General features: G+C 66.5%; 25 protein-coding genes. 18 read left to right on the top strand and 7 right to left on the bottom strand.

Annotated features, from left to right (window positions below; genetic code table 11):
* Positions 1 to 151 precede the first annotated feature (151 nt).
* Positions 152 to 1,060, bottom strand: coding sequence for a LysR family transcriptional regulator (locus V6F88_RS00820; protein ID WP_332607481.1), 909 nt, complete (start codon positions 1,058 to 1,060; stop codon positions 152 to 154).
* Between the two features lie 125 nt (positions 1,061 to 1,185).
* Here V6F88_RS00820 and V6F88_RS00815 point away from each other — a divergent pair, with 125 nt between their 5' ends.
* The 16 genes from V6F88_RS00815 to ccmI all read left to right on the top strand — a co-directional run bounded on the left by V6F88_RS00815 (position 1,186) and on the right by ccmI (position 15,094).
* On the top strand, positions 1,186 to 2,148 hold the full coding sequence (locus tag V6F88_RS00815; RefSeq protein WP_314357095.1) for a 3-hydroxyacyl-CoA dehydrogenase family protein: 963 nt from the start codon (positions 1,186 to 1,188) through the stop codon (positions 2,146 to 2,148).
* Positions 2,145 to 2,999 carry a 3-keto-5-aminohexanoate cleavage protein gene (locus V6F88_RS00810; RefSeq protein ID WP_332607480.1) on the top strand — a complete coding sequence of 285 codons (855 nt, stop codon included), beginning with the start codon at positions 2,145 to 2,147 and terminating at the stop codon, positions 2,997 to 2,999. The genes V6F88_RS00815 and V6F88_RS00810 overlap by 4 nt, the downstream gene beginning before the upstream one ends.
* Positions 3,000 to 3,308: 309 nt before the next feature.
* Complete coding sequence (gene napE / locus V6F88_RS00805) at positions 3,309 to 3,467, top strand: periplasmic nitrate reductase, NapE protein (RefSeq protein WP_035212934.1); 159 nt, start codon at positions 3,309 to 3,311, stop codon at positions 3,465 to 3,467.
* Between the two features lie 23 nt (positions 3,468 to 3,490).
* A complete protein-coding gene (locus V6F88_RS00800) occupies positions 3,491 to 3,808 on the top strand; it encodes a chaperone NapD (protein WP_332607479.1) in 318 nt (105 codons plus the stop codon).
* A complete protein-coding gene (gene napA, locus V6F88_RS00795) occupies positions 3,792 to 6,287 on the top strand; it encodes a periplasmic nitrate reductase subunit alpha (RefSeq protein WP_332607478.1) in 2,496 nt (831 codons plus the stop codon). Before V6F88_RS00800 ends, napA begins: the two co-directional genes overlap by 17 nt.
* A 19-nt stretch (positions 6,288 to 6,306) precedes the next feature.
* Positions 6,307 to 6,795, top strand: a complete 489-nt coding sequence (locus V6F88_RS00790; protein ID WP_332607477.1) for a nitrate reductase cytochrome c-type subunit — start codon at positions 6,307 to 6,309, stop codon at positions 6,793 to 6,795.
* A 16-nt stretch (positions 6,796 to 6,811) separates the two neighbouring features.
* The gene (locus tag V6F88_RS00785; RefSeq protein ID WP_332607476.1) at positions 6,812 to 7,480 is read left to right on the top strand and encodes a cytochrome c3 family protein; all 669 of its coding nucleotides are present in this window, start codon (positions 6,812 to 6,814) and stop codon (positions 7,478 to 7,480) included.
* A complete protein-coding gene (gene ccmA / locus V6F88_RS00780) occupies positions 7,467 to 8,156 on the top strand; it encodes a heme ABC exporter ATP-binding protein CcmA (protein ID WP_332607475.1) in 690 nt (229 codons plus the stop codon). The genes V6F88_RS00785 and ccmA overlap by 14 nt, the downstream gene beginning before the upstream one ends.
* A complete protein-coding gene (gene ccmB / locus V6F88_RS00775; RefSeq protein ID WP_046804576.1) occupies positions 8,122 to 8,787 on the top strand; it encodes a heme exporter protein CcmB in 666 nt (221 codons plus the stop codon). The genes ccmA and ccmB overlap by 35 nt, the downstream gene beginning before the upstream one ends.
* An 8-nt stretch (positions 8,788 to 8,795) precedes the next feature.
* Entirely contained in the window at positions 8,796 to 9,584 is a 789-nt protein-coding gene (gene ccmC / locus V6F88_RS00770; protein WP_442880111.1) for a heme ABC transporter permease CcmC, read from the top strand.
* Positions 9,581 to 9,790 carry a heme exporter protein CcmD gene (gene ccmD, locus V6F88_RS00765; protein WP_046804574.1) on the top strand — a complete coding sequence of 70 codons (210 nt, stop codon included), beginning with the start codon at positions 9,581 to 9,583 and terminating at the stop codon, positions 9,788 to 9,790. The genes ccmC and ccmD overlap by 4 nt, the downstream gene beginning before the upstream one ends.
* Positions 9,791 to 9,872: 82 nt before the next feature.
* Positions 9,873 to 10,400, top strand: a complete 528-nt coding sequence (gene ccmE, locus V6F88_RS00760; protein ID WP_332607474.1) for a cytochrome c maturation protein CcmE — start codon at positions 9,873 to 9,875, stop codon at positions 10,398 to 10,400.
* A complete protein-coding gene (locus V6F88_RS00755) occupies positions 10,397 to 12,421 on the top strand; it encodes a heme lyase CcmF/NrfE family subunit (protein ID WP_332607472.1) in 2,025 nt (674 codons plus the stop codon). The genes ccmE and V6F88_RS00755 overlap by 4 nt, the downstream gene beginning before the upstream one ends.
* A complete protein-coding gene (locus V6F88_RS00750; protein WP_082134458.1) occupies positions 12,418 to 12,939 on the top strand; it encodes a DsbE family thiol:disulfide interchange protein in 522 nt (173 codons plus the stop codon). The genes V6F88_RS00755 and V6F88_RS00750 overlap by 4 nt, the downstream gene beginning before the upstream one ends.
* Before the next feature lie 170 nt (positions 12,940 to 13,109).
* Complete coding sequence (locus V6F88_RS00745) at positions 13,110 to 13,571, top strand: cytochrome c-type biogenesis protein (RefSeq protein ID WP_332607470.1); 462 nt, start codon at positions 13,110 to 13,112, stop codon at positions 13,569 to 13,571.
* A complete protein-coding gene (ccmI, locus tag V6F88_RS00740) occupies positions 13,568 to 15,094 on the top strand; it encodes a c-type cytochrome biogenesis protein CcmI (RefSeq protein ID WP_332607468.1) in 1,527 nt (508 codons plus the stop codon). Before V6F88_RS00745 ends, ccmI begins: the two co-directional genes overlap by 4 nt.
* Positions 15,095 to 15,102: 8 nt before the next feature.
* Here the strand turns inward: ccmI and V6F88_RS00735 are convergent, their stop codons facing one another.
* The 5 genes from V6F88_RS00735 to V6F88_RS00715 all read right to left on the bottom strand — a co-directional run bounded on the left by V6F88_RS00735 (position 15,103) and on the right by V6F88_RS00715 (position 20,997).
* Complete coding sequence (locus V6F88_RS00735; protein WP_332607467.1) at positions 15,103 to 18,285, bottom strand: tetrathionate reductase subunit A; 3,183 nt, start codon at positions 18,283 to 18,285, stop codon at positions 15,103 to 15,105.
* Positions 18,286 to 18,305: 20 nt separating this feature from the next.
* A complete protein-coding gene (gene nrfD / locus V6F88_RS00730) occupies positions 18,306 to 19,340 on the bottom strand; it encodes an NrfD/PsrC family molybdoenzyme membrane anchor subunit (protein WP_332607466.1) in 1,035 nt (344 codons plus the stop codon).
* Positions 19,341 to 19,359: 19 nt separating this feature from the next.
* Positions 19,360 to 20,130, bottom strand: coding sequence for a sulfate reduction electron transfer complex DsrMKJOP subunit DsrO (gene dsrO / locus V6F88_RS00725; protein ID WP_332607465.1), 771 nt, complete (start codon positions 20,128 to 20,130; stop codon positions 19,360 to 19,362).
* A 121-nt stretch (positions 20,131 to 20,251) separates the two neighbouring features.
* The gene (locus V6F88_RS00720) at positions 20,252 to 20,794 is read right to left on the bottom strand and encodes a DNA-deoxyinosine glycosylase (protein ID WP_332607464.1); all 543 of its coding nucleotides are present in this window, start codon (positions 20,792 to 20,794) and stop codon (positions 20,252 to 20,254) included.
* Positions 20,795 to 20,874: 80 nt separating this feature from the next.
* The gene (locus V6F88_RS00715) at positions 20,875 to 20,997 is read right to left on the bottom strand and encodes a hypothetical protein (protein WP_332607463.1); all 123 of its coding nucleotides are present in this window, start codon (positions 20,995 to 20,997) and stop codon (positions 20,875 to 20,877) included.
* Here V6F88_RS00715 and V6F88_RS00710 point away from each other — a divergent pair.
* Positions 20,988 to 21,260, top strand: a complete 273-nt coding sequence (locus V6F88_RS00710; protein WP_332607462.1) for a hypothetical protein — start codon at positions 20,988 to 20,990, stop codon at positions 21,258 to 21,260. The two genes, V6F88_RS00715 and V6F88_RS00710, sit on opposite strands and share 10 nt — an antisense overlap.
* A 74-nt stretch (positions 21,261 to 21,334) precedes the next feature.
* A complete protein-coding gene (locus V6F88_RS00705) occupies positions 21,335 to 22,198 on the top strand; it encodes a pirin family protein (protein WP_332607460.1) in 864 nt (287 codons plus the stop codon).
* Between the two features lie 16 nt (positions 22,199 to 22,214).
* Here V6F88_RS00705 and V6F88_RS00700 read toward each other — a convergent pair whose 3' ends face one another.
* On the bottom strand, positions 22,215 to 22,766 hold the full coding sequence (locus tag V6F88_RS00700) for a helix-turn-helix domain-containing protein (protein ID WP_046804642.1): 552 nt from the start codon (positions 22,764 to 22,766) through the stop codon (positions 22,215 to 22,217).
* Positions 22,767 to 22,928: the final 162 nt, after the last annotated feature.

The following is a 22,928-nucleotide window of genomic DNA, read 5'->3' as shown; positions in this document are numbered from 1 at the left end:
ACGACCGGCAACCGACGTTGACGCCGCCCCACGAATTCCCCATGAATTCCCCATGGACGCGCCCCGTAAACGCGCTCCACGAACGCGCCCCACGAACGCGCCAAGAACACCCCCCACGAACGCGCCCGACGAACGCCCCATCACCGCCCTCTCACCTGCCCTGCAACGCCAGATATTCCCTCAGCGTCCCCACCAACGCCGCCGCCGCTGGCGACAAACTACGGTTGCGTGACGTGACCAAGCCAATCGACCTTTCCGCCACCGGCCCGATCAATGGGCGTTGCACGATCCCCGTCTGCGATACCGCGCCGGCGGCGATTTCGGGCAGGGCCGCCACACCGAAGCCGCATTCCACCATCGCCACAATGGTCGTCAGGTGCTCGGCTTCGAACGCGGGCGTGAAGCGGATGCGGTTTTGCAGGAAGGCCCATTCCGTGTATTGCCGCACGCTGCTGGGCTGCACCATCGACACGTGCGCGGCGTTGGCGGTGTCGGCCCAGCGCAGCGGACCGCCTGATTTTGCCAAGGCGTGCGACTTGGGGATCAGCAGCAAAAAGCTGTCGGACATCAGCGGCACGTAATGCAGGTCGGCGTGTTGGGGGTCGGCGGCGGTCAGGGCGAAGTCCACCTCGCCCGCGCGCACGAGGTCGAACGCGGGGCCCGACAAGGTGTCGCGCACTTTCAGGGCGACGTGGGGGTGTTCCTGCCGATAGGCCATCAGCACGCGGGGCAGCAGGCGCGCGGCCAGCGACGGCAAGGCGGCGACCGACACCTGGCCCTGTTCCGCGCTGGTCACGCCGCTGACGGCGGCAATGGCATCGCGGAAGGCGACTTGCAAGGTGGCGGCCTGCTGCATGAAGACTTCGCCCGCGGCCGTCAGCCGCACGGTGCGCGTCGTGCGGTCGAACAGGCGTACGCCCAACGCCTCTTCGATGCGTTGTATCTGCGTGGATAGCGCCGACTGCGACAAATGCAATTGGGCCGCCGCCTGACGGAAGTTCAGCGTGCGGCCCAGCACCAGCGTGGTATCGATGTCGCGCATCGAAAGATTGATCTGCATGTCCCCAAAACCTCGGTTTGTATTGATCGGGTTTGTCGATCATTCTATCCAAAAAATCTGATTCATCTATCAAACCGGCTTCTCTACACTCGCCCCCAACGACGATGCAATAACAGGAGCAAACCATGCAGACGGACGCAACTGCGCTGCCCAACCCGGGCGCGGCGCATGCAGTGGTGGTGGGTGGCGGCACGATGGGCGCGGACGTGGCGGTGGTGCTGACGCGCGCCGCCTGCCGCACCACCGTGATCGAATCGAACGCCGAACGCGCGGCGGGCCTGCCCGCGCGCGTGGCCGAAAACCTGAAAACGATCGGGCGCGAGGCCAACGCCCCGCTGCTGGCCACGGCTGCCAGCCTGGACGACGTGGACTGGTCCACCGTGGACCTGGTCATCGAATGCATACCCGAACGGCTGGACATCAAGCAGGCACTGTTCGCGGACCTGGCGCGGCGCGCGCGCCCTGACGCCATCCTGGCCAGCAACAGTTCCAGCTTTCCGATCAGCGCCATCAGCCAGGGCCTGGACACGCGCGGCCGCATGTTGGGCCTGCATTTCTTCATGCCCGCGCACCTGGTGCCGCTGGTGGAAGTGGTGCTGGGCGAAGCCAGCGATAACGCCTGCGCCGATTCGTTGATAGCTTTCATGCGCCGTTGCGGCAGCGTGCCGGTCAAGGTCAAGCAGGATTTACCGGGCTTTCTGGCCAACCGCTTGCAGCACGCGCTGTCGCGCGAGGCGTTTGACCTGATCGACCGTGGCATCGCGTCCCCGGAAGACGTGGACGCCGCCGTACGCTTCGGCTTTGGCTTTCGCTTCCTGGCGGCCGGCCCCGTCATGCAGCGCGACCACGCCGGCATCGACGTACACGCCGCCGCGGGCGCCACGATGTATCCCACGTTCTGCAACGCCGACCACCCCGCGCGCTGCCTGACCGAACGTGCCGCCGATGGCCGCCACGGCATGAAGGCGGGCGAAGGCTTCTACGCCTGGACGCCCGAAACCATTGCCGCCGAACGTGCCCGCTACGACCGTTTGCTGCGCGCCGGCCTCGACCTTATCAACCCGGAACTGCCGGAGATCCAGCCTTGAACGCCCCTGCCCTGCCGCGCGCCGCGCTGGCCGAATCCCCCGTCATCATCACCGTGGCGCCCAACGGCGCCTACAAGAAAGCCGCCGACCATCCGGCCGTGCCGCTGACCGCCGACGACTTGGCGCGCGAAGCACGCGCCTGCCTGGATGCCGGCGCCGGCATGATGCACATGCACGTGCGCAAGCCGGACGGCAGCCACCTGCTGGACGCCACCGCTTACCGCGACGCCCTGGCCGCCGTGGAACGCGCGGTGGGCCGCGAGTTGCTGGTGCAGGTCACCAGCGAAGCCGCCGGTGTGTACAAGGCGGCCGAGCAGATTGCGTTGGTGCGCGAACTGCAACCCGAAGCCGTGTCGATCGGCCTGCGCGAAATCGCCGTGCCGGACATTCCCGAGGCCGAGCTTGCAGCGTTCCTGGCCTGGTTGGCCGAGCGCCGCATCATGACGCAGATCATCCTGTACGACGAAGGCGACGTGCGGCGTTGGTTGTCGTTGCGCGCGCGCGGACTGGTGCCGCCGGGCGCGTGGTCGGTGCTGTTTGTGCTGGGACGCTACAGCGCCGGGCAGACCTCGTCGGCGTATGACCTGCTGCCCTTCCTGGGCGCGTACGATCAGTCCTTGCCCTGGGCGGTGTGCGCGTTCGGCCCCGAGGAAAACGCCTGCGTCACAACGGCGGCGGCGTTTGGCGGCCACATGCGCGTGGGCTTTGAAAACAATTTGAAGCTGCGCGACGGCAGCATCGCGCCGGACAACGCCGCGCTGGTGCGTCAGGCAGCGGACGGCGCACGCGCGCTGGGCCGCCCTATCGCCACCGCCGCCGACGCGCGCCGCATCTACGGGGCCATTGCCTGAACCCGTAGACGTATCCCCGCCGCTGCCGGATTGTGGATGGCGGATCGCGTGCCTGATGCCTCGCCGGATCAATCCGGCCAGCGCGTCCGGCACGCTTTTTTTATCGCCCGGCAATCGCGCGTGCGTCGCCGCGCCATTGCAGCGTTCTTGCCTGCCCCCGCCGCGATAGCGCCGCGCCGGGCTTGCTTATTGCAGCGCCGCAAAAGTGTTTCGCCGTCATGCAACATTGACGCAATGTAAAAGCACTGCTAAAAACTTCGACATCCGCACGTTCAATGCAATACCCCGACTGTTCAAGTGAGGTGGTGTGTGCAAAACGAGTCTGATGGCTACACCAAGCCTCAGGAGCTGCGAAGTTTTCTGTTCCTGACGGCTGTCATGGCCCCCGTCCTTACGGTCATCATCGTGGCGGGCTACGGGTTCATCGTCTGGTTCTATCAGCTGATCGCCGGCCCCCCGGGCAGCTGATGCCACGCGACGGAAACCCTTCCATGTCCGCGCTCCCCCCCAATGCGCCGCCCCCGGCGCCGCCCGAGCTGCACATCGCCAGTCTGGTTGTGCATGCCCTGCCCCACCGCCTGCCCGACGTGCGCGCCGCCATCCTGGCGATAGCGGGCTCGGACATCCACGGCGCGTCCGACACCGGCAAGCTGGTCGTCACGCTGGAAGCGCCCACCACCGACGACATGATGGCGCGGATCTCCGAGATCCAGCGCCTGGATGGCGTACTGGCTTCGGCGCTGGTCTACCAGCATGCCGACACGCTGGCCGCGATGAACGAGGAGATTGGCGATGCCCATGGCTCGTAGAGATTTCATCAAGCAATCCGCCGCCGCGGCCGCCGCCACCGTGGCCGGCATTCCCATCGTCGGCATGACGCAGAACATCGTGACCGAATCCGAGGCGGCCAAGCTGAAATGGTCGAAGGCGCCCTGTAGGTTCTGCGGGACCGGCTGCGGCGTGAACGTCGCGGTCAAGGACAACCAGGTCGTGGCCACGCACGGCGATTTCAATGCCGAGGTGAACAAGGGGCTGAATTGCGTCAAGGGCTATTTCCTGTCGAAGATCATGTACGGCAACGACCGGCTGACCACGCCGCTGTTGCGCATGAAAGACGGCAAGTACGCCAAGGACGGCGAGTTTGCCCCCGTGTCCTGGGACCAGGCCTTTGACGTGATGGCCGAACAGTTCAAGCGCGTCCTGAAAGACAAGGGACCGACCGCGGTTGGCATGTTCGGCTCGGGCCAATGGACCATCTGGGAAGGCTACGCGGCACTCAAGCTGATGAAGGCGGGGTTTCGGTCCAACAACCTGGACCCGAACGCGCGCCATTGCATGGCGTCGGCGGCGGTGGGTTTCATGCGCACCTTCGGCGCCGACGAACCCATGGGCTGTTATGACGACATCGAGAACGCCGACGCCTTCGTGCTGTGGGGCTCGAACATGGCCGAGATGCACCCCATCTTGTGGACCCGCGTGACCGACCGCCGGCTGTCCGCGCCCAAGACGCGCGTGGTGGTGCTGTCCACCTTCGAGCATCGCTCGTACGAACTGGCCGACCTGACGCTGACCTTCACGCCGCAGACCGACCTGGCCATCCTGAATTACATCGCCAACTACATCATCCAGACCAAGCGGGTGAACCGCGATTTCGTCGACAAGCACACCGTATTTCACGAAGGCAATACCGACATCGGCTATGGCCTGCGCCCCGACCATCCCTTGCAAAAGGCGGCCAAGAACGCGGACAAGGCGGGGGGATCCAAGCCCATCACCTTCGATGAATTCGCCAAGTTCGTCTCGAAATACGACTTGGAATATACGTCCAAGCTGACCGGCGTCCCGCAAAAGCAATTGCAGGATCTGGCCGAACTGTACGCCGACCCGAAAATCCGCGTGACTTCGTTCTGGACGATGGGTTTCAACCAGCACACGCGCGGCGTCTGGGCCAACAACATGGCCTACAACATCCACCTGTTGACGGGCAAGATCTCGACACCCGGCAACAGCCCGTTCTCGCTGACGGGCCAGCCGTCGGCCTGTGGCACGGCGCGCGAAGTGGGCACGTTTTCGCATCGGCTGCCGGCCGACCTGGTGGTGACGAACCCGAAGCATCGCGCCCACGCTGAAGAAATCTGGCAGCTGCCCGCCGGCACCATCCCCGACAAGGTGGGCGCGCATGCGGTGTTGCAAAACCGCATGTTGAAGGATGGCACCATCAATGCCTATTGGGTGATGGTGAACAACAACATGCAGGCCGCCGCCAACCTGATGAACGAAGGGCTGCCCGGCTACCGCAACCCGGCCAACTTCATCGTGGTGTCGGACGCCTACCCCACGGTCACGACCATTTCGGCCGACCTGATCCTGCCCACCGCCATGTGGGTGGAAAAAGAAGGCGCCTACGGAAACGCCGAACGGCGCACGCAGTTCTGGCATCAACTGGTGAACGCGCCCGGCGATGCGCGTTCCGACCTGTGGCAGCTGATGGAGTTTTCCAAGCGCTTCAAGGTGGAAGAAGTCTGGCCGGCTGACTTGCTGGCCAAGAAGCCGGAGTATCGCGGCAAGACGCTGTTTGACGTGCTGTACGCCAACGGCAAAGTCAACAAATTTCCCAATAGCGAATTGAATGCGGAATATGAAAACCAGGAAGCCCGGGCATTCGGCTTCTATGCGCAAAAGGGCTTGTTCGAGGAATATGCCGAGTTCGGCCGGGGCCATGGCCACGACCTGGCACCCTTCGACACCTACCACGAGGTGCGCGGTTTGCGCTGGCCGGTGGTCAACGGCAAGGAAACCCTGTGGCGCTACCGCGAAGGCAGCGACCCCTACGTGAAGGCGGGCGCGGGCTTTGAGTTCTACGGCCACCCGGACGGCCGCGCCATCATCTATGCCCTGCCTTACGAGCCGCCGCCTGAATCGCCGGACAAGGAATACCCCTTCTGGCTGTCTACCGGCCGCATCCTGGAACACTGGCATTCGGGGTCCATGACGCGGCGCGTGCCCGAGCTGTACCGCGCCTTTCCGAACGCGGTCTGTTTCATGCACCCGGACGACGCGCAGGCCATGGGATTGCGGCGCGGCGTGGAAGTCGAAATCGAATCGCGCCGCGGCAAGATGCGCACCCGGCTGGAAACGCGCGGACGCAACAAGCCGCCGCGTGGCCTGGTGTTCGTGCCCTGGTTCGACGCCGGCCAGCTGATCAACAAGGTGACGCTGGACGCCACCGACCCGATCTCGTTCCAGACCGACTTCAAGAAGTGCGCGGTCCGGATCGTCAAGGTTTGACGGCCACGGGGAGACAGCCATGAACCACCGCGCCGCCGCCATCGCCATCGCCCTAGTTGCGGGTGTGCTGTTGACTTCCGCCGCCCGCGCTGCCCCGCCGCTGGAGGTCGAAGACCCCATGCGGGGCCCCACGCCCATTGCCGACGAGACCGACCCGCCCTTGATCAGCCCCATCGAGAACAAGGACATCAAGCGCATGCGGACGTATTCGATGCAGCCGCCCACCATTCCGCACAAGATCGATGGCTATCAGATCGACAAGAACTACAACCGCTGCCTGTCCTGCCATGCCCGCGTGAACACCGAGGAAACCCAGGCGCCGCCGCTCAGCGTCACGCATTACATGGACCGCGACAGCAACGTGCTGGCCGAGGTGTCGCCGCGCCGGTATTTCTGTGTGCAATGCCACGTGCCGCAGGCCGAGGCCAAGCCGCTGGTGTCCAACACCTATGAGGACATCGACGTGATCCTCAAGCGCCTGACCGCCCCCGCCACAGGCAAGAAGTAACGGACAGGATGCCGCCATGGTCAAGCTTCTGAAGCGCTACTGGAACATCATCCGCCGCCCCAGCGTGCATTTCAGCCTGGGCTTTCTGACGATAGGCGGCTTTATTGGCGGCATCCTGTTCTGGGGCGCCTTCAACACCGCGATGGAGCTGACCAACACCGAAAAATTCTGCACCGGCTGCCATGAAATGCGCGACAACGTCTACGCGGAATTGAAAGGCACCATCCACTTCACCAACCGCTCGGGCGTGCGCGCGCTGTGCTCCGATTGCCATGTGCCGCACAACTGGACAGACAAGATCGCGCGCAAGATGCAGGCGTCCAAGGAAGTGTGGGGCAAGATCTTCGGCACCATCGACACGCGCGAAAAGTTCGTGGACAAGCGGCTGGAACTGGCGCAGCACGAATGGGCGCGTTTCAAGGCGAACGATTCGCTGGAATGCCGCAACTGCCACAACTACGAATACATGGACTTCACGCGCCAGAGCGTGCGTGCGCAGAATATGCATTCCACGTATCTGGCGGACAAGTCCAAGACCTGTATCGACTGCCACAAAGGCATCGCGCATACGTTGCCGCATATCCCGCCGGCGCAAACATCAAACGCAGCGCCGGCGGCCGGTGCCACCCAGGAAATCGCCAAGGCCGGGCCAGCCAAGGTGGAGCCCGCCAATGCGGCCCGCTGACGCGCCCGCGCCCCTGCTGGCCGCCAACGGCCTGTGCTGCCCGCGCGGCGGTGTGCCGGGGCAAGGCGTGGGCCCGTTGCACTTTGACGTGCATGCCGGGCAGTTACTGCATCTGCGCGGCGCCAACGGCAGCGGCAAAAGCAGCGTGCTGCGCATGCTGGCCGGTTTGCTGCGGCCCATGGCCGGCGCGTTGCAGGCGCTGGGGCGGGACGTGTTCCGCGACCCGTCGTCGTACCACGCGCGCGTGGCGTATCTGGGCCACGCCAACGCGCTGTGCGGCGACCTGACCGCGCTGGAAAATCTGCGCTACTGCCTGCATGTGGCGGGCGTGCCGCAAAGCGATGACGCCATCACGGCAGGGCTGACGGCCTGGCGCCTGAACGCCTGCCTGCACACACCGGCGGCCCGTTTGTCGCAAGGCCAGGCGCGCCGGGTGGCGTTGGCCGCCGTCATGCTGGGCGGCAAGCCGTTGTGGCTGCTGGACGAGCCCGATGCGGGGCTGGACGCGGCCAGCCTCGAACAACTGTGGACCGAACTGAATGCGCACCTGGACGATGGCGGCGCGGCGGTGGTGGCCTGCCATCGGCAGCCCGCCACCGCTTCCAATCGCTTGCAAACCCTGAACATGGATGACTACGCGGATGCTGGCTACGCTGTCTCAGTTGGTGTTGCGTGACATCCGGCTGGCCTGGCGGCGACCCGCCGACACGCTGGGCGCGACGTTGTTTTTCGTGGTTGCCGGATCGCTGTTTCCGCTGGCGGTCGGCCCCGACCCGGCGCTGCTGCGCGCCATCGGGCCCGGGGTGCTGTGGGTGTGCGCGCTGCTGGGCATCCTGCTGAGCCTGCATCGCCCGTTCTCGCAGGACCACGACACCGGCGCGCTGGAACAGCTGCTGGTCTCGCCGCATCCGTTGCCGCTGCTGGTGGGCGTGAAGCTGGCGGCGCACTGGTTTAGCGGCTGCGTGCCGTTGATACTGGCCAGCCCCATCCTGGCATTGCAATTCGATCTGCCGCCGCAAGCCATCGGCGTGCTGGTGTTGTCCCTGCTGCTGGGCACGCCCACGCTGGCGTTGGTGGGCGGCCTGGGCGCGGCGCTGACGCTGGGCCTGCGCGGCGCTGCGCTGTTGCCCCTGCTGGTGTTGCCGCTGTATGTGCCGGTGCTGATATTCGGCGCGGGCGCGGTGTCTGCCACGCATGCCGGGTTGGGCGCGGGGCCGCAGCTATCGCTGCTGGGCGCATGCCTGTGCCTGGCGATTCTGCTTTGCCCCTGGAGCGCGTCCGCCGCGCTGCGCGTGGCGTTGGAATGAGGAACCCCATGCAGAAGCGACCTGTCTTCGATTCCGGTTCCATTGCAAGAGCGGAAGCAAGCGCCGGCTATGGCTGGATGCGCTATGCCTCTGCCGCGCTGTTCTACCCGCTGGCCGGTCGGCTGATTCCCTGGCTGGCGCTGGCCGCCGCATTGTTCGGCGCGGCGGGCTTGGTCGTGGGGCTGGTCATCGCGCCGCCGGACAGCCAACAGGGCGAGGTCTACCGCATTCTGTTCATACACGTGGCGGCCGCCTGGATGTCGATGTTCCTGTACCTGGTGATGGCGGCATATGCCACGCTGGGCCTGGTCTACAACACGCGCCTGTCCTTCATGATGATGCGCGCGCTGGCGCCCACCGGCGCGCTGTTCACGTTCCTGACCTTGTGGACCGGCGCGCTGTGGGGCAAGCCCACCTGGGGCGCGTGGTGGGTCTGGGATGCGCGGCTGACCTCCGAGCTGATTCTGCAATTTCTGTACCTGGGCTTCATCGCGCTGCAAGCGGCCACCGACGATGTGCGCCGGGCCGACCGCGGCGGCGCCATCCTGCTACTGGCCGGCGTGGTCAACGTGCCGATCATCTATTTTTCGGTGCAATGGTGGAGCACCTTGCATCAGGGCGCATCTATCAGCCTGACCACCGCGCCCAGCATGGCGCGCATCATGGTGGCCGCCATGCTGCTGATGGTGGCGGCGTTCTGGCTGTACAGCGCGGCGGTGGCGCTGGCTCGCGTGCGTGGCCTGATCGCGCAACGCGAACCGGGCGCCGTGCGCCCCAGCCGACCGGAGGCGCCATGAGCTGGGACGCGTTGTTCTCGCTGCAAGGCCATGGCCCTTACCTGCTGGGCGCCTACGGCGTGACGGCGGCGTTGATGGCGCTGGAGGTATTTTCGCTATGGCGCCGCGCGCGCAAGCGGTCCGGCATGCGCAGGCCGCGCCAGCAGTTCAGCCCGCCCCCATCGCGCGGTTTGTCCGACCCACCCGCTTCGTCGGGGCGCCCATGAGTCCGTCGAAGCCCCGGTCCATGAGTCCCGCACCTGCTCCCGTCCATGAGGCCGTCCATGAGGCCCGTCCATGAGGCCGTCCATGACCCCGCGTAAGCGCCGCGCATGGGCCATCGCGGGCGGCCTGGCGTTGTTGGCGATGGCCACGGCGCTAGTGTTGAACGCGCTGCAATCGAACCTGGTGTTCTTCTTCAGCCCCAGCCAGGTCGTGGCCAACGAGGCGCCACGCAGCGGCAGCTTTCGCGTGGGGGGTTTAGTCGAACAAGGCTCGGTGCGGCGCGAACCGGACGGCGTCACCTTACGCTTCATCGTGACCGACACCGCGCACACCGTGCCCGTCACCTACCAGGGCCTGCTACCCGACTTGTTCCGCGAAGGCAAAGGCGTGGTGGTTGCCGGCAAGCTGGATGCCGACGGCGTGTTCCGCGCCACGCAGGTACTGGCCAAGCACGACGAAAACTACATGCCGCCGGAAGCCGCCGACGCGCTCAAGCGCGCGCGCAACGCCCCCAGTGGCGTCGATGGCGGCGCCGGCAAGGCCGGCGGCACGCCGGGCAGCGCGGCCAACAACCTTGCCGCTGCCGGCACCTTGCGCCCGGAGGCCCGATGATTCCCGAGATCGGCCTGTTCAGCCTGATCCTTGCCCTGCTGGTGGCGTTGGCGCAGGCGACGCTGCCACTGATCGGCGCGGCCACCGGCTGGCAGGCGGGGTTGCGCGTGGCACGCCCCGCCGCCGTGGGCCAGTTCTGCCTGACAACGCTGGCCTTCGGCTGCCTGGCGTGGTCGTTCGTCGATAACGATTTTTCGGTGTTGTATGTGGCGGGCAATTCGCATGCCGACCTGCCCGCGGCCTATCGCTTTGCCGCCGTGTGGGGCGGGCACGAGGGCTCGCTGCTGCTGTGGCTGTATCTGTTGTCTGCCTGGACGCTGGCGGTTGCGGTCTTCAGCCACCGCCTGCCCCTGCCCTTTACCGGCCGCGTGCTGGCGGTCATGGGCTGGATCAGCGTGGGCTTTCTGCTGTTCATGCTGTTCCTGTCCAACCCGTTCGAACGGTTGATGCCGCCCGCCATGGCCGGCCGCGACCTGAACCCGCTGCTGCAAGACCCCGGCATGATCGTGCACCCGCCGATGCTGTACATGGGCTACGTGGGCTTTTCCGTGGCCTTCGCGTTTGCGATTGCGGCGCTATTGTCCGGTGAGCTGGACGCGCTGTGGGCGCGCTGGGTGCGGCCCTGGACATTGGCCGCGTGGACGTTCCTGACCGTGGGCATCCTGCTGGGCAGCGCATGGGCCTACTACGTGCTGGGCTGGGGCGGCTGGTGGTTCTGGGACCCCGTCGAAAACGCGTCGTTCATGCCCTGGCTGGCCGGCACCGCGCTGATCCATTCGCTGATCGTCACCGAGCGCCGGGGCGCATTTCGCAGCTGGACGGTGCTGCTGGCCATCTGCACGTTTTCACTCAGCATCCTGGGCACGTTCCTGGTCCGGTCGGGCGTGCTGACATCCGTGCATGCGTTTGCCGTGGACCCGGGACGCGGCCTGTACATCCTGGCCTTCATGACGGTGATCGTCGGCGGCTCGCTGGCGCTGTACGCGTGGCGCGCGCCATCGGTGGGCCTGGGCGGCGGGTTTGCATTGCTGTCGCGCGAATCCCTGTTGCTGTCCAACAATGTGGTGCTGACGGTGGCGGCGGGCGCGGTGCTGTTGGGCACGCTGTACCCGGTGGTGCTGGACGTATTGGACTGGGGCAAGATATCCATCGGCCCGCCTTACTTCGAAGCGGTGTTCGTGCCGCTGATGACGCCCGCGATCTTCCTGATGGGCGTGGGCCCGGTAGCGCGCTGGAAACAGGCCGAAGTACCCGACCTGGCGCGCCGGCTGCGCGTGGCCTTCGCCGTCAGCGTGGTGACCGCCGTGGTCCTGCCGTTGGCCATGCCCGGGCCGGCGCGCCTGGGCTCGCCGCTGGTCATGCTTGGACTGTGGCTGGCCGCCTGGTCGGTGGCATCCTGCGGCGCGCACGCGTGGCAAAGGTTGAACGACGGCGCCAACGGGCGATGGCTGCGCCGCCTGGCACGGCAGCCGCGATCCTGGTATGGCATGTTGCTGGCGCACGCGGGCATCGGCGTCTTTATCGCGGGCGTCACGTTGGCCAACGGCTATGAAGTCAAGCACGAGATCCGGATGGACGTCGGCGCCACCCAGGAAGCGGGCGGCTATGCATTCACCTTTGCAGGCATCGCGCCCGCCACCGGCCCCAACTACACCGCCCAGCGCGCCCGGTTCACCGTCACGCGCGACGGCCAACCGGTGGTGACGCTGTATCCCGAAAAACGCCTGTACACCGTGCAGGACATGGCGCTAAGCCAGGCCGACATCGACACCGGCCCCACGCGCGACCTGTTCGTGGCGCTGGGCGAACCGGTGGACGATGCCGGCGGTAACACGGCCTGGACGGTGCGCATCCAGGTCAAGCCCTTCATGACGTGGATCTGGGCCGGGTGCCTGTTGATGGCGCTGGGCGGCTTGCTGGCGGCGGGCGACAAGCGCTATCGCCGGCAGCAGGAAGCCGTCGCACGCCAGAACCCGCCCGCCGTGGCACCGGCCCGGCGTCAAGCCCGGGAGGGCTATTGATGCGCTACGCGCTGCCGCTGGCTGTCTTCATGGCAATGGCCGTGTTCCTGGCGATGGGGCTGTCGCGAGACCCGCGCGCCGTGCCATCGGCCATGATCGACAAGCCCGCCCCCGCCATCAACCTGCCCGTGCTGCAATCGCCCGGCGAACGGCTGGACGTGCAAGCGCTGCGCGGCCAGGTCTGGCTGCTGAACGTGTGGGCCTCCTGGTGCGCGCCGTGCCAGGAAGAAGTGCCCGTGCTGCGCGAGGCCGCCCGGCAATATGCCATTCCGCTGTACGGGCTGAACTACAAAGATCAGCCGGACGACGCCGCCGCCTGGCTGGCACGCAACGGCAACCCGTACGTCGCGTCGGCCAGCGACACGGACGGGCGCGTGGGCATTGAATATGGCGTGTACGGCGTGCCGGAGACCTTCGTGATCGACGGCGCGGGCCGCATCCGCCACAAGCATCTGGGCTTGATCACACCCGACATCTTTCGGTCGCGGATATTGCCGATCATCGAGGCGCTGAAATGAGACGGCGGCATAAAGCCGGGATAGCAGGATTGACGGAGCTAAGGCCAACGCTGCCGTCGGAACCGGCGCGAACATCGACGGCCGTCTTGGCGTTCTTGCCGCCGTTCTTGCCGCCGTTCTTGGTGTCGTTCGTGATGCCACTCGTGATGTCACTCGTGATGCCAGTCTTGATGTCGCTCGTGATGTCATTCGCGTTGTCATTCGGCGCATCAGCTGTGCAGGCCGCTTCGCCCCCCGCCCCTGCCGCCCTGCCCGCGCTATCGCCCGCCGACCAGCAACGCGCCGACAAGCTGGCGCACGGGTTGCGCTGCCTGGTCTGCCAGAACCAGAGCCTGGCTGACTCCAACGCGCCGCTGGCGCATGACATGCGCAAGCTGATCCACGCGCAATTGGCCGACGGCCGCAGCGACGCGCAAATCATGCGTTTCTTTGAAGACCGCTATGGCGACTTCGTGCGCTACGACCCGCCCTTCAAGCCCATTACGTGGCTGCTGTGGCTGGGCCCGTTCGCCCTGCTGGCGTTGGGCTTCTGGGTGTTGCTGCGCACCCTGAAGCGGCGCGCCGTGGCGCGCGCACCGCTGACGGCCGACGAGCGCGCACGCGCCGCGAACTTTCTGGACACCGGCCCATGACCACGCTTTGGATCATCGTCGTGCTGCTGTTGCTCGCAACCTTGCTATGCCTCATCCCACCTCTGCTGCGCCGCGCGCCGTCCACCGCGCCCGCCGCTGACGAAAGCCTGCGCGCTTTCTATCTGGCGCAGCGCGAGCAATTGCAGCGCGACGTGCGCAGCGGCAGCCTGACGCCCCAGGCCAGGCTGCGCGCGGAAGAAGAATTGCAGCGAGAACTGCTGCAAGACCTGGCGGCCAGGCAGCCCCGCGTGGGGCCGGCGGGCGGCCAGCGCGCCGCCTTGGCCGCCGCCTGCCTGTTGAGCGTGCTGGTGCCCATGGCTGCCGTGTTGCTATACGGCAAGCTGGGCAATCCGCGCGCGGTGGCGGACCTGACGGCCACGCGCGCGGCGCCCGCGCATGCCAACATGGCGCGCGGCAACGCGGCGAGCGGTGTACAGAACGGTGCGGGGATCGACCCGTCGATTGGTTTGCAGAACGGTGCTGCGAGCGACCCGGCAATCGGTGCGGCGCCGAATAATCCGGCAGCCAATGACAACGACAGTGACAGCGCCAACGACATGGCCGTGGCCATCAACGCCTTGGCCCGGCGGCTGCGCGCCGCCCCGGACGATGCCGACGGCTGGTACATGCTGGCGCGGTCCTACGAAACGCTGGGGCGCTACACGGACGCCGTGGCGGCGTATCGGCAGGTGTTGCGCCGGGTGCCGGGCCAAGCCGTCGTGTTGGCGGACCTGGCCGACGCGCTGCTGTCCGCCAATCAGGGCAAGCCCGAGGCCAACGCCATCGCGGCGGTGGCCGAAGCGCTGGCCAATGACCCGGACCAGCCCAAGGCGCTGGCACTGGCCGGCATGATGGCGTTGCGCCGGGGCGACGCGGCCGAGGCGCTGGGCCATTGGCAGCGGCTGCAAGCGTTGCTGCCGGCGGACTCCGACGCGGCGCGCCAGATCCAGTCGAACATCGCGCAGGCACGCGCCATGGCGGCCGGCGCATCGGTCTTGCCGACGACTGGCGTCAAAGACGGAGCACCGGTCATGCCGGCAACTGACGCCAAAGACAACGAACCGAGCATGCCGACCCGTGGCGCCCCAGGCGGCGAACCCGTCATGCCGGCCAGCGGCCTTCAGGCCGGCGCACCGTCGGCCAACAACGCAGGCGGTAATGGCAACGCCACGGCTAGCCCCGCCCGTCTATCCGGCACGGCGCGCATCGCCGACGCCCTTCGCGATCAGGTGCAGCCCGGCGATACGGTCTTCATCCTGGCGCGCCCGGTCTCGGGCTCGCGAATGCCGCTGGCCATCACGCAGTGGCGCGTCTCTGATCTGCCGCGCGCCTTTGTGCTGGATGACGCAAGCGCCATGTCGCCGGACGCGACGCTGTCCAAGGCAAGCCGCGTCCGCGTCGAGATCCGCGTCAGCCGCTCGGGCAAGGCCGCGGCGCAGCCCGGCGACCTGTCGGGCGTGCTGCCCGACGTGGACATCCGGGCCAGCGACCTGGAGCTGGTGGCAGACACCGTGGTGCGCTGACGCGCGCCTCAGACCCGCTCGATCCGCGCCGGCAAGCCCTGGCGCACGGCCGCGCCGGAGACCCAGTCGATCCACACGTTGGCGTGCGCGCCACGCGTGGCGTCGCCAAAGCCCAGGTCGTTCAGGTTCACCCCCGCCGCCAGCGACGCGTCGTGCGGCATGGGTTTGCCGTCAATGAGGTGCGCCCGCGCGCCCAGCTCGGTATGGCCGTATCCGTGTTCGATGCCGACGGCGCCCGGCTGGATGCCATCACGCAACAGCGCCAGCCCGCTCACCGCCCCGCCCGGCGTCACGATGCGCACCGCATCGCCGTTGCGGATGCCCAGCCGTTCGCCGTCCTGGCGGTTGATCGACACGGGATTATGCGGATGCACCTGCCGAAGCCGGTTCACGCCGATAGACATCGAACTCATCAGGTTCGACTTGAACGAAGTCAGCAAGAACGGCCAATCCTGCGGGGAATACTCGGCGCGCACGTCGCGCCCATCCGCCAGGCGCGCCGGATACCACGTCGGGCAACCGCTATAACGCTCGCCCGTCATGGCGTGGCGGAACCCGGCAAGGTCTTCGCTCCATACGTGCAGCGGCTTGGTGTACGCGACGCGCGTCTGCCGGCCCGTGGCGCTTTGCACCCAGGCGTCGTCCATTTTGTCGAAGCGCCCGCCCCGGCTCATCAGCATCGCCACCTGCCGCCATTCACCAGGTTGCAGCTTGTGTTGCAGCAGGTCGCGATAGCGGTCCACACCGGTCAGGGCCATGTCTTCGTCGGTGGCCTCGGGCACGGCGCGGCCGCCCGCGAACGCGATGTTGGCCATGCCGCGCAAAAAGAAATCCTCGGGCGTGTCCAGCGCATGCTTGCCGCCGTCCTTGTCCGTGATGGCGTTGGCGCCGAAGCCCGGCATGCCCAGGCGCTTGGCGCAGGCGATCAAAAAGGTTTCCAGGCAGACCGGTTCATCGGTTGCCGTGCGCGCCACCAACGGCTGCACGGCGGGCCAGCGCACAGTGGACGCCTTGGCGACCACGTCGGCCCACGGCGCCGACACGCCCCAGCTTTCATAGGTGACGGTGTCGGGCACGATGTAGTCGGCCAGCGCGTTCGTCTCGTTGATGAACGGGTTGATCGACACCGACAGCGGCAGGATGCGCGGGTCCTTCATCTTGTCGGCCAGCAGGGTCTTGAAGCCCGCGATGCCGTAGACCGGGTTGCTCATGTGGTTGAACCACACCTTGGCGCGATACGGGTACCCCGCGAGCGCGGACGCCAGCATTTCGGAACTTAACCCGCCGGTGGCCGGATACCACGGCGCCGACGCCGGATACGCGGGCTGGCCCGCCGCCTTCTTGCGCGAAAATTCGCTGGACTTCTCGTAGGGAAAACGGTTGCGCGACAAGGCAACGCCCTTGGGCGCGGCGCGGTTGGCGAAGCCGGCGATGTTGTAGCGCGGGCCCGGGCCATAAGGCGGGAACGGGCCCGCGTCCAACACCAGGCCCCCGTCCACGTTCAGGTTGCCCACCAGGGTGTTGAGCATGGCGATGGCGTAGGCGGTGTAGAAGCCCGCGCCGCTCATCGTGCCGCCATGCGCGTCGGCCACGGCGCGCTTGCCGTAGCTGGTGAAGCGGTGCGCCAGCTGGGCGATCTTTTCCGCCGGCACGCCGCACAGGCCGGCGTATTCATCCAGCGATTTGCGATGCGATTCCTCGCGCAGCAGGGTCAGCGACGAACAGACACGCAGCGAATCGGGAGCGCCCGCCATGCCCGGGGCGGCGATGCGTTCGTCCACGAACAGCGTCGCGGGCGACGCGTCCGTGTGCGGGGCCAGCGTGCCGTCATCACGACGCACCACGTACACGTCTTCCCACTTGTCGCCGGCGTCCACGGGGCGTGGCCAGCCCAGGTCGGCGCCACGCAAAAAAGTGCCCAGGCGCGGGTGGCCGGGTTCGGCCACGACCAGATGCGTGGCGTTGGTCCACGCGGCCTCGCCCGCCGCCTTCATGGCCTGCGGGCCGGGCTGTGCCAGCGCCTTGGCGTCAAAACGTTCGTTGTCCAGAATCCAGCGGATCAAGCCCATGGCAAGAGCCAGGTCGCTGGCGGGATTCACGGGCACCCATTCGTTGCCGGAACCAGCCGACAAGCTGGACGAGGCCGGCAAGACCGGCGACACGACCACGTAGGTGAAGCTGTCCGCCTCCGGGCGCACGCGCGCTTCGGCCAACTGCCGGGCCTGACGCTGAAACGGATTGCCGGCCTGCGCGGGCGCCGCGCCGATGAAGAGGCCGAAGCGCGCATTGTCCCAGTCCGGCTTGCCGTGCGGCATGCCCTTCAGGTCGCCCAATGCGGCGCCCGCGCCCACCCGAAAGCTCTGTCCGCAATACGACCCGTGATTACTGAAATTGACCGTGCCGAAAGACTGCGCGGCAAAGCGCTGGATCAGCGGCGTGCGGCCTTCGTTGGACGCATCCGTGAACAGGAATTGGTTGACGCGCGCGCCGTACTCGGGGTTTTCCGGGTCCAGCATCGTGTCGCGGTCATAGATGGCGCGCAGCCCGTCAACGTGGCCTTCGCCGAACAGGTCGCCGCCTTCGCACACTTCCTGCACCAGCTGCTCGAACGAAATGCTTTGCCACTTTCCTTCCCCGCGCGCACCCACGCGCTTTAGCGGTTGCAGCACGCGGTACGGGCTGTGCATCTGTTCAAGCATGGCCGAGCCGCGCGCGCAGGATGTGGCGCGCCCTTCCAGCCCGTTGTCGCCGCCCAGCTGCGCGTAGACCTCGCGCACGGGCGCTTCCATGGCCGCCGGCCGCGTCGTGGCCAAGGGGTGGTATGGGTTGCCGGCCACACGCAGAATGCGGTTTTGCGCGGTGTCCACGCGCAGGCGCACGCCGCACTGCGTCCAGCAGCCCAGGCAGCTGGACGGGCTGACTGTCTGGCCCGGCTGGGCGCTTAAGACGCCGGTCAGCGGGTCGATGCGAAATTCGGGCGTCAACGAGTTGCCGCGCACCGCGTGCGCGGTCGGCACGCCGGCCGTGCCCTGGGCCAGGCCCTTGACGGCCCGCGCCACCGTTTCGCCGTAGCCCGCCGCAAAGGCGGCCATGCCACCGGCAACCATGCCGCCACGCACCATCAGCTTGCGCCGGGCGGCGTCATCCGGCGTATCCACGCCGGGCTTGTCGTCTTCGTGTTGCTTGTTCATTGCTTTGTGTTCCATGGCGGTCAGCCCGCCAAGCCGCGCTTGCGCGCCGGGTAGCTTTCCAGGGCCCAGGTCACCGCCGTGATCAGCGCCACGCACAGCCCCAGCACCCCAACCATGCCCAGCAGCCCATCGCTGCCCCACGGCATGTCGTACAGATACAGGCCCGCGCCATACTTGGGCACGCCCTGCACGCTCATGAAGACCACCCAGCGGAAGATCCAGGCGGCGCCCAGCATCATCAGCCCCAACGTGGCCGAGGGCAGCGGTGCGGCAAGCGCTTGGGCCGGCCGTTGCAACAACGCAATCATGCAAAGGCCCGTGATAACCGCGCCCGCCAGGCTGATGCGCCAGATGGGAAAGTCGGCGAACAGCCGCAACGCCGCGTCAAACGACGGGTCCGCGCCCAACAGGCCCAAGCCCGCCCAGGCGCCCGCGCCCACCGCCATCAAAATCACGGCGGACAAGCTCAGCCCGCGCAACGTCTCCACCGGCAAGGCCTTCATGCCGCCGGGCAACCAGCGGCCCACCAGGAACATGGCGCCCAACGCGCCCAGCCAGGCCGTCAACGCGAAGTTCACGGGCAGGAACGCCGTGTGCCACAGGGGCCGCGACCGCAGCACCATGACTTCGGCGCCGGTGTAGACCAGGATGGACGCGGCAGACAGCGCCAGCCCGACCGCCAACACGCGCAGCCAACCGATGCGCCCCCACCACCACGCCGCGCAAAACAGCACCGACAGGCCGACGAATACAGGCAGCAACAAGGCGCCCAGCCACATCCACGACCAGGGCGTCAGGTGCGCATAGAAGTGCCAGAATCGGCCGGGCTGATGCAAGTCGGCCAGTAGAGAAACTGGCGCGGCGATGGCGCTGACCAGCAGCACGGCCACGGCGGCTGGCAACAAACGGCGCAACGGCGAACCCGCCTGGCCGAAAGCGGCAAAGGCGGCGGTCAGCGCCGTGGTGGCCGCGATGCCGATAAGAAAGAAATACTGCACGGCCCAAGGCAGCCAGGCGGCGTCGTAAACCGGCGTGAGCAATTCCGAGATCTGCATGAAAGTCCCCTTCGATGGCTCAATGTCCGCCGGCCAGGCGCACGCCTGCCTGGCCGTCGACCTGGTGAACGAACGCGTCGGGCAAGCCGATGTAATAGACGTGGGGGTCAGTCTTCATCTCAGGTTTCAGCACCTTGATGTCGGCCTTGTGTTCCACCAGCAGCTTCGAAATGGCGCTGTCCGGGTCGTTCATGTCGCCGATGACGCGCGCGCCGCCCACGCAGCTTTCCACGCAGGCCGGCAGCAGCCCGGCTTCCAGCCGGTGTTCGCAGAACGTGCACTTGTCGGCCGTTTGCGTGTCGTGGTTGATGAAGCGGGCGTCGTACGGACAGGCTTGCACGCAATAGGCGCAGCCCACGCAGCGTTCGTTGTCGACCAGCACGATGCCGTCTTCGCGCTGAAACGTGGCCTGCACCGGGCAGACCGGTACACAGGGCGGGTTGTCGCAGTGGTTGCACAGGCGCGGCAGCATCACCATGGCGCAGGGGCCGCCATCGTCGGGAGTCACTTCGTATTGCAGGACGGTGGTGCGGAACTGGCCGATGGGCGGCAGGTTTTCCAGGGAACAGCTGACCGTACAGGACTGGCAGCCGATGCACTTGCGCATGTCGACGACCATGCCGTAGCGCCTGCCCGCCATGCCGGGGCGGCGCGGCGGCTGGCCGTTCAGGCCGGTGGCTTCGGCGTGGATGGGGATAACGGTGGCGGCGGCGCCAAGGCCGAGCAGCCCTTTGAGGAAACCGCGTTTACCCCGTAGAGGGGGTTCGGAAGAGACGGGGGATGGGGGCATTGCGGACAACTCCGGACAGGTAACTTCTTGTTGTTATTACCTTATCACCGGAAGTTATATAGACCGTTGATCTGTATCAAATCGGGGACAGAGATCCTGGCATCGTGCCCCGATGGCCCTGTTACGGCGTCAACGCGGCACGCCACGCGGCCAGCTTCATGTCGAAGGACGCGGCGGCATGGGCCGGGCTGGTGGATGGCAGATCCAGGTAGTCCAGCGCGCGGGCCTGCGGTGGCAACACCGGCAGCACGTAGCGGCGATACAGCGTCGCCGCCTTGGCGCCGTTGAAGCACACGCGGACGATGGCCGGGTGGCCGTCGAAAAAAGCGGCGAAATCATTGGGCACCAGGGTGTCGTGGCGGATGTCGGCATCCAGGCTGCCCGGCCGCTCGCAGGCATGCAGCACGTCCCACAGGGCGACGCCGGCGGCGCGTAGGGCGTGCAGCCGCAGCGGATATTCCAGCGCGGCATCAAAGCCCAGCACCTGCGCCGCAATGGGCCAGAACGCATTGCGCGGATGGCCGTAATAGCGCGCCTGACGTAGCGAGGCCACCCCCGGCATGGAGCCCAGCACCAGGACCCGCGCATCGGGCGCGGCAACCGGGGCAAAGCCCCAGACGTGGTCGGTGGCGCCGTCGGGCGCGAGAGTCTCGTCAGGTTTCATGGCGGCAGGATACGCCAGGCGACTGAAGGCGGGTACGCCGGTTGGCTCTGGCGGGACACGCCAACTGGCTCAGGCCGGCTTCAGGACAGCGCCTGCCACAGCATCCAGATCTTGCCGCTCAACACCCCCACGGCAAGGGCGACGGCCGCTACGGACAGATGCCCGGCGTGGGAACGAAGGCGGGAAAACAGAGGTGAAATCATGGCTGGAAGCATCGGGGTATCGGGTATCGAATATCGGGTGGCAGGAAGAAAAGCCGGGCCGGGCAACATCGTGCTTCCGGCGGCAAGGCTTCACGATAGGGAGACAAGCCTGCTCAAAAAATCGGATTATTCTTAAAAAACAGCGCCTCATCCTTCTGGCGGATGGCCCTTGGGATGATTCGACATTCTTCAGAATCCGCGCAAAGCACGGCTGGCTGTCGTCCGATTTATGGAACAGTCCTTATCAAAATCCGAACTACTGAAAGCGCTGTTCCGCCCTAACCTTTATCCCCATGACGAACGGCTCCGAAGGGGCCGCGCAATAGGAATAGACGCCATGAAAAAGATCCTCGGCCTGCACGCCGCCCCCCGCCCCCACTGGGTGGGCGACGGCTTCCCCGTGCGCTCGATGTTCTCGTACAACGACAAAGGCAAGAATGTCAGCCCCTTTCTGCTGCTGGATTACGCCGGCCCGGCAAAGTTCGAGCCCGCCGACCACCCGCGCGGCGTCGGCCAGCACCCCCATCGCGGTTTTGAAACCGTCACCATCGTCTACAGCGGCGAGGTGGAACATCGCGACTCCACCGGTAACGGCGGCGTCATCGGCCCCGGCGACGTGCAATGGATGACGGCCGCCTCGGGCATCTTGCATGAGGAATTCCATTCCCCGGCGTTCACGCGCACCGGCGGCGAGCTGGAAATGGTGCAGTTGTGGGTCAACCTGCCCGCCAAGGACAAGGGCGCGGCGGCGGGCTACCAAGGCATCTTGAACGCCGACATCCCGGTGGCGGTATTGCCGGACGACGCGGGCAGCGTGCGCGTCATCGCCGGCAACTTCAACGGCCACGCCGGCCCTGCCCGCACCTTCACGCCGATGGACGTGTGGGACGTACGCCTGAAGGCGGGCAAGTCCGCCACCTTCCCCGTGGCCGCCGGCCGCAACAGCATGCTGGTGGTGCTGCGCGGCACCCTGCTCATCAACGGTGAATCGGTGGCGCGTGACGCGCAGCTGGCGTTGTTTTCGCAAGACGGCGAGGACATCACCGTTGAAGCCAACAACGACGCGGTGTTCCTCGTCTTAAGCGGCGAGCCCATCGATGAACCCGTGGTGGGCTATGGCCCCTTCGTGATGAACACGCAAGCACAGATCGTCGAAGCCATCCAGGACTTCAACGCCGGGCGCTACGGGCAGATGCATTGATACAGAAGGGGTGCCGCTAAAGCAGCATGGGGTCGCGGCTGGTCACCACGATCAGCCCCACCCCTTCTTTTTTGCCTACGGACACCAGCTTGTGCGGCATTGATGAATTGAACTGGACGCAATCGCCCACATCCAGGATTTCCTTTCTGTCGCCCACCGTCAGTTCCAGCTTGCCCGCCAGCACGTACAGGATCTCCTCGCCGTCGTGATGGCTCAGAATCCGCTTTTTGGCCCGCCCGCCGTTGAACTGGCCAGGGCGGATGACAAAGGCACGCATCAGCCGGTTGCCGTTGGCACCGGCCACCAGCGACAGGTATTCGCTGGCTTCGTCGGGTCCGGCATCCTTGGCGCGCACGATGGAAAATTCGTCGCGCTGTTCCGACTTGCCGAACAAGCGATCCACGTTCACGCCCAATGCATGGGCGAGCTTGAACGCGGTTTCGATCGACGGCGTGGAAATTCCCCGCTCGACTTTGGATATGTAGCTACGCGTCAGCCCACAGGACTGTGCCAACTGCTCCAAGGTCAGGCCTGCCTGCACGCGAAGAAGCTTCAGTTTTAGCGCCACGTAGAAATCCTTCAGGATGGGTATCGGCACCGCGCGGTGGGCGGCCGGGTTGATATCCTGGGGATTGTATGCAGATTCGTGCGGCCGATCGCGCCCGCCTGCGTTCATGCGTTCAGGCGCTCATTCGTTCCAGGCGAACGGCCGCCGGCTTCCTCAAAGGGC

This window comes from Achromobacter sp. ESBL13, from assembly GCF_036668755.1.
Classification (GTDB): domain Bacteria; phylum Pseudomonadota; class Gammaproteobacteria; order Burkholderiales; family Burkholderiaceae_B; genus Achromobacter.
This window is presented reverse-complemented; position numbering and strand designations above follow the sequence as displayed.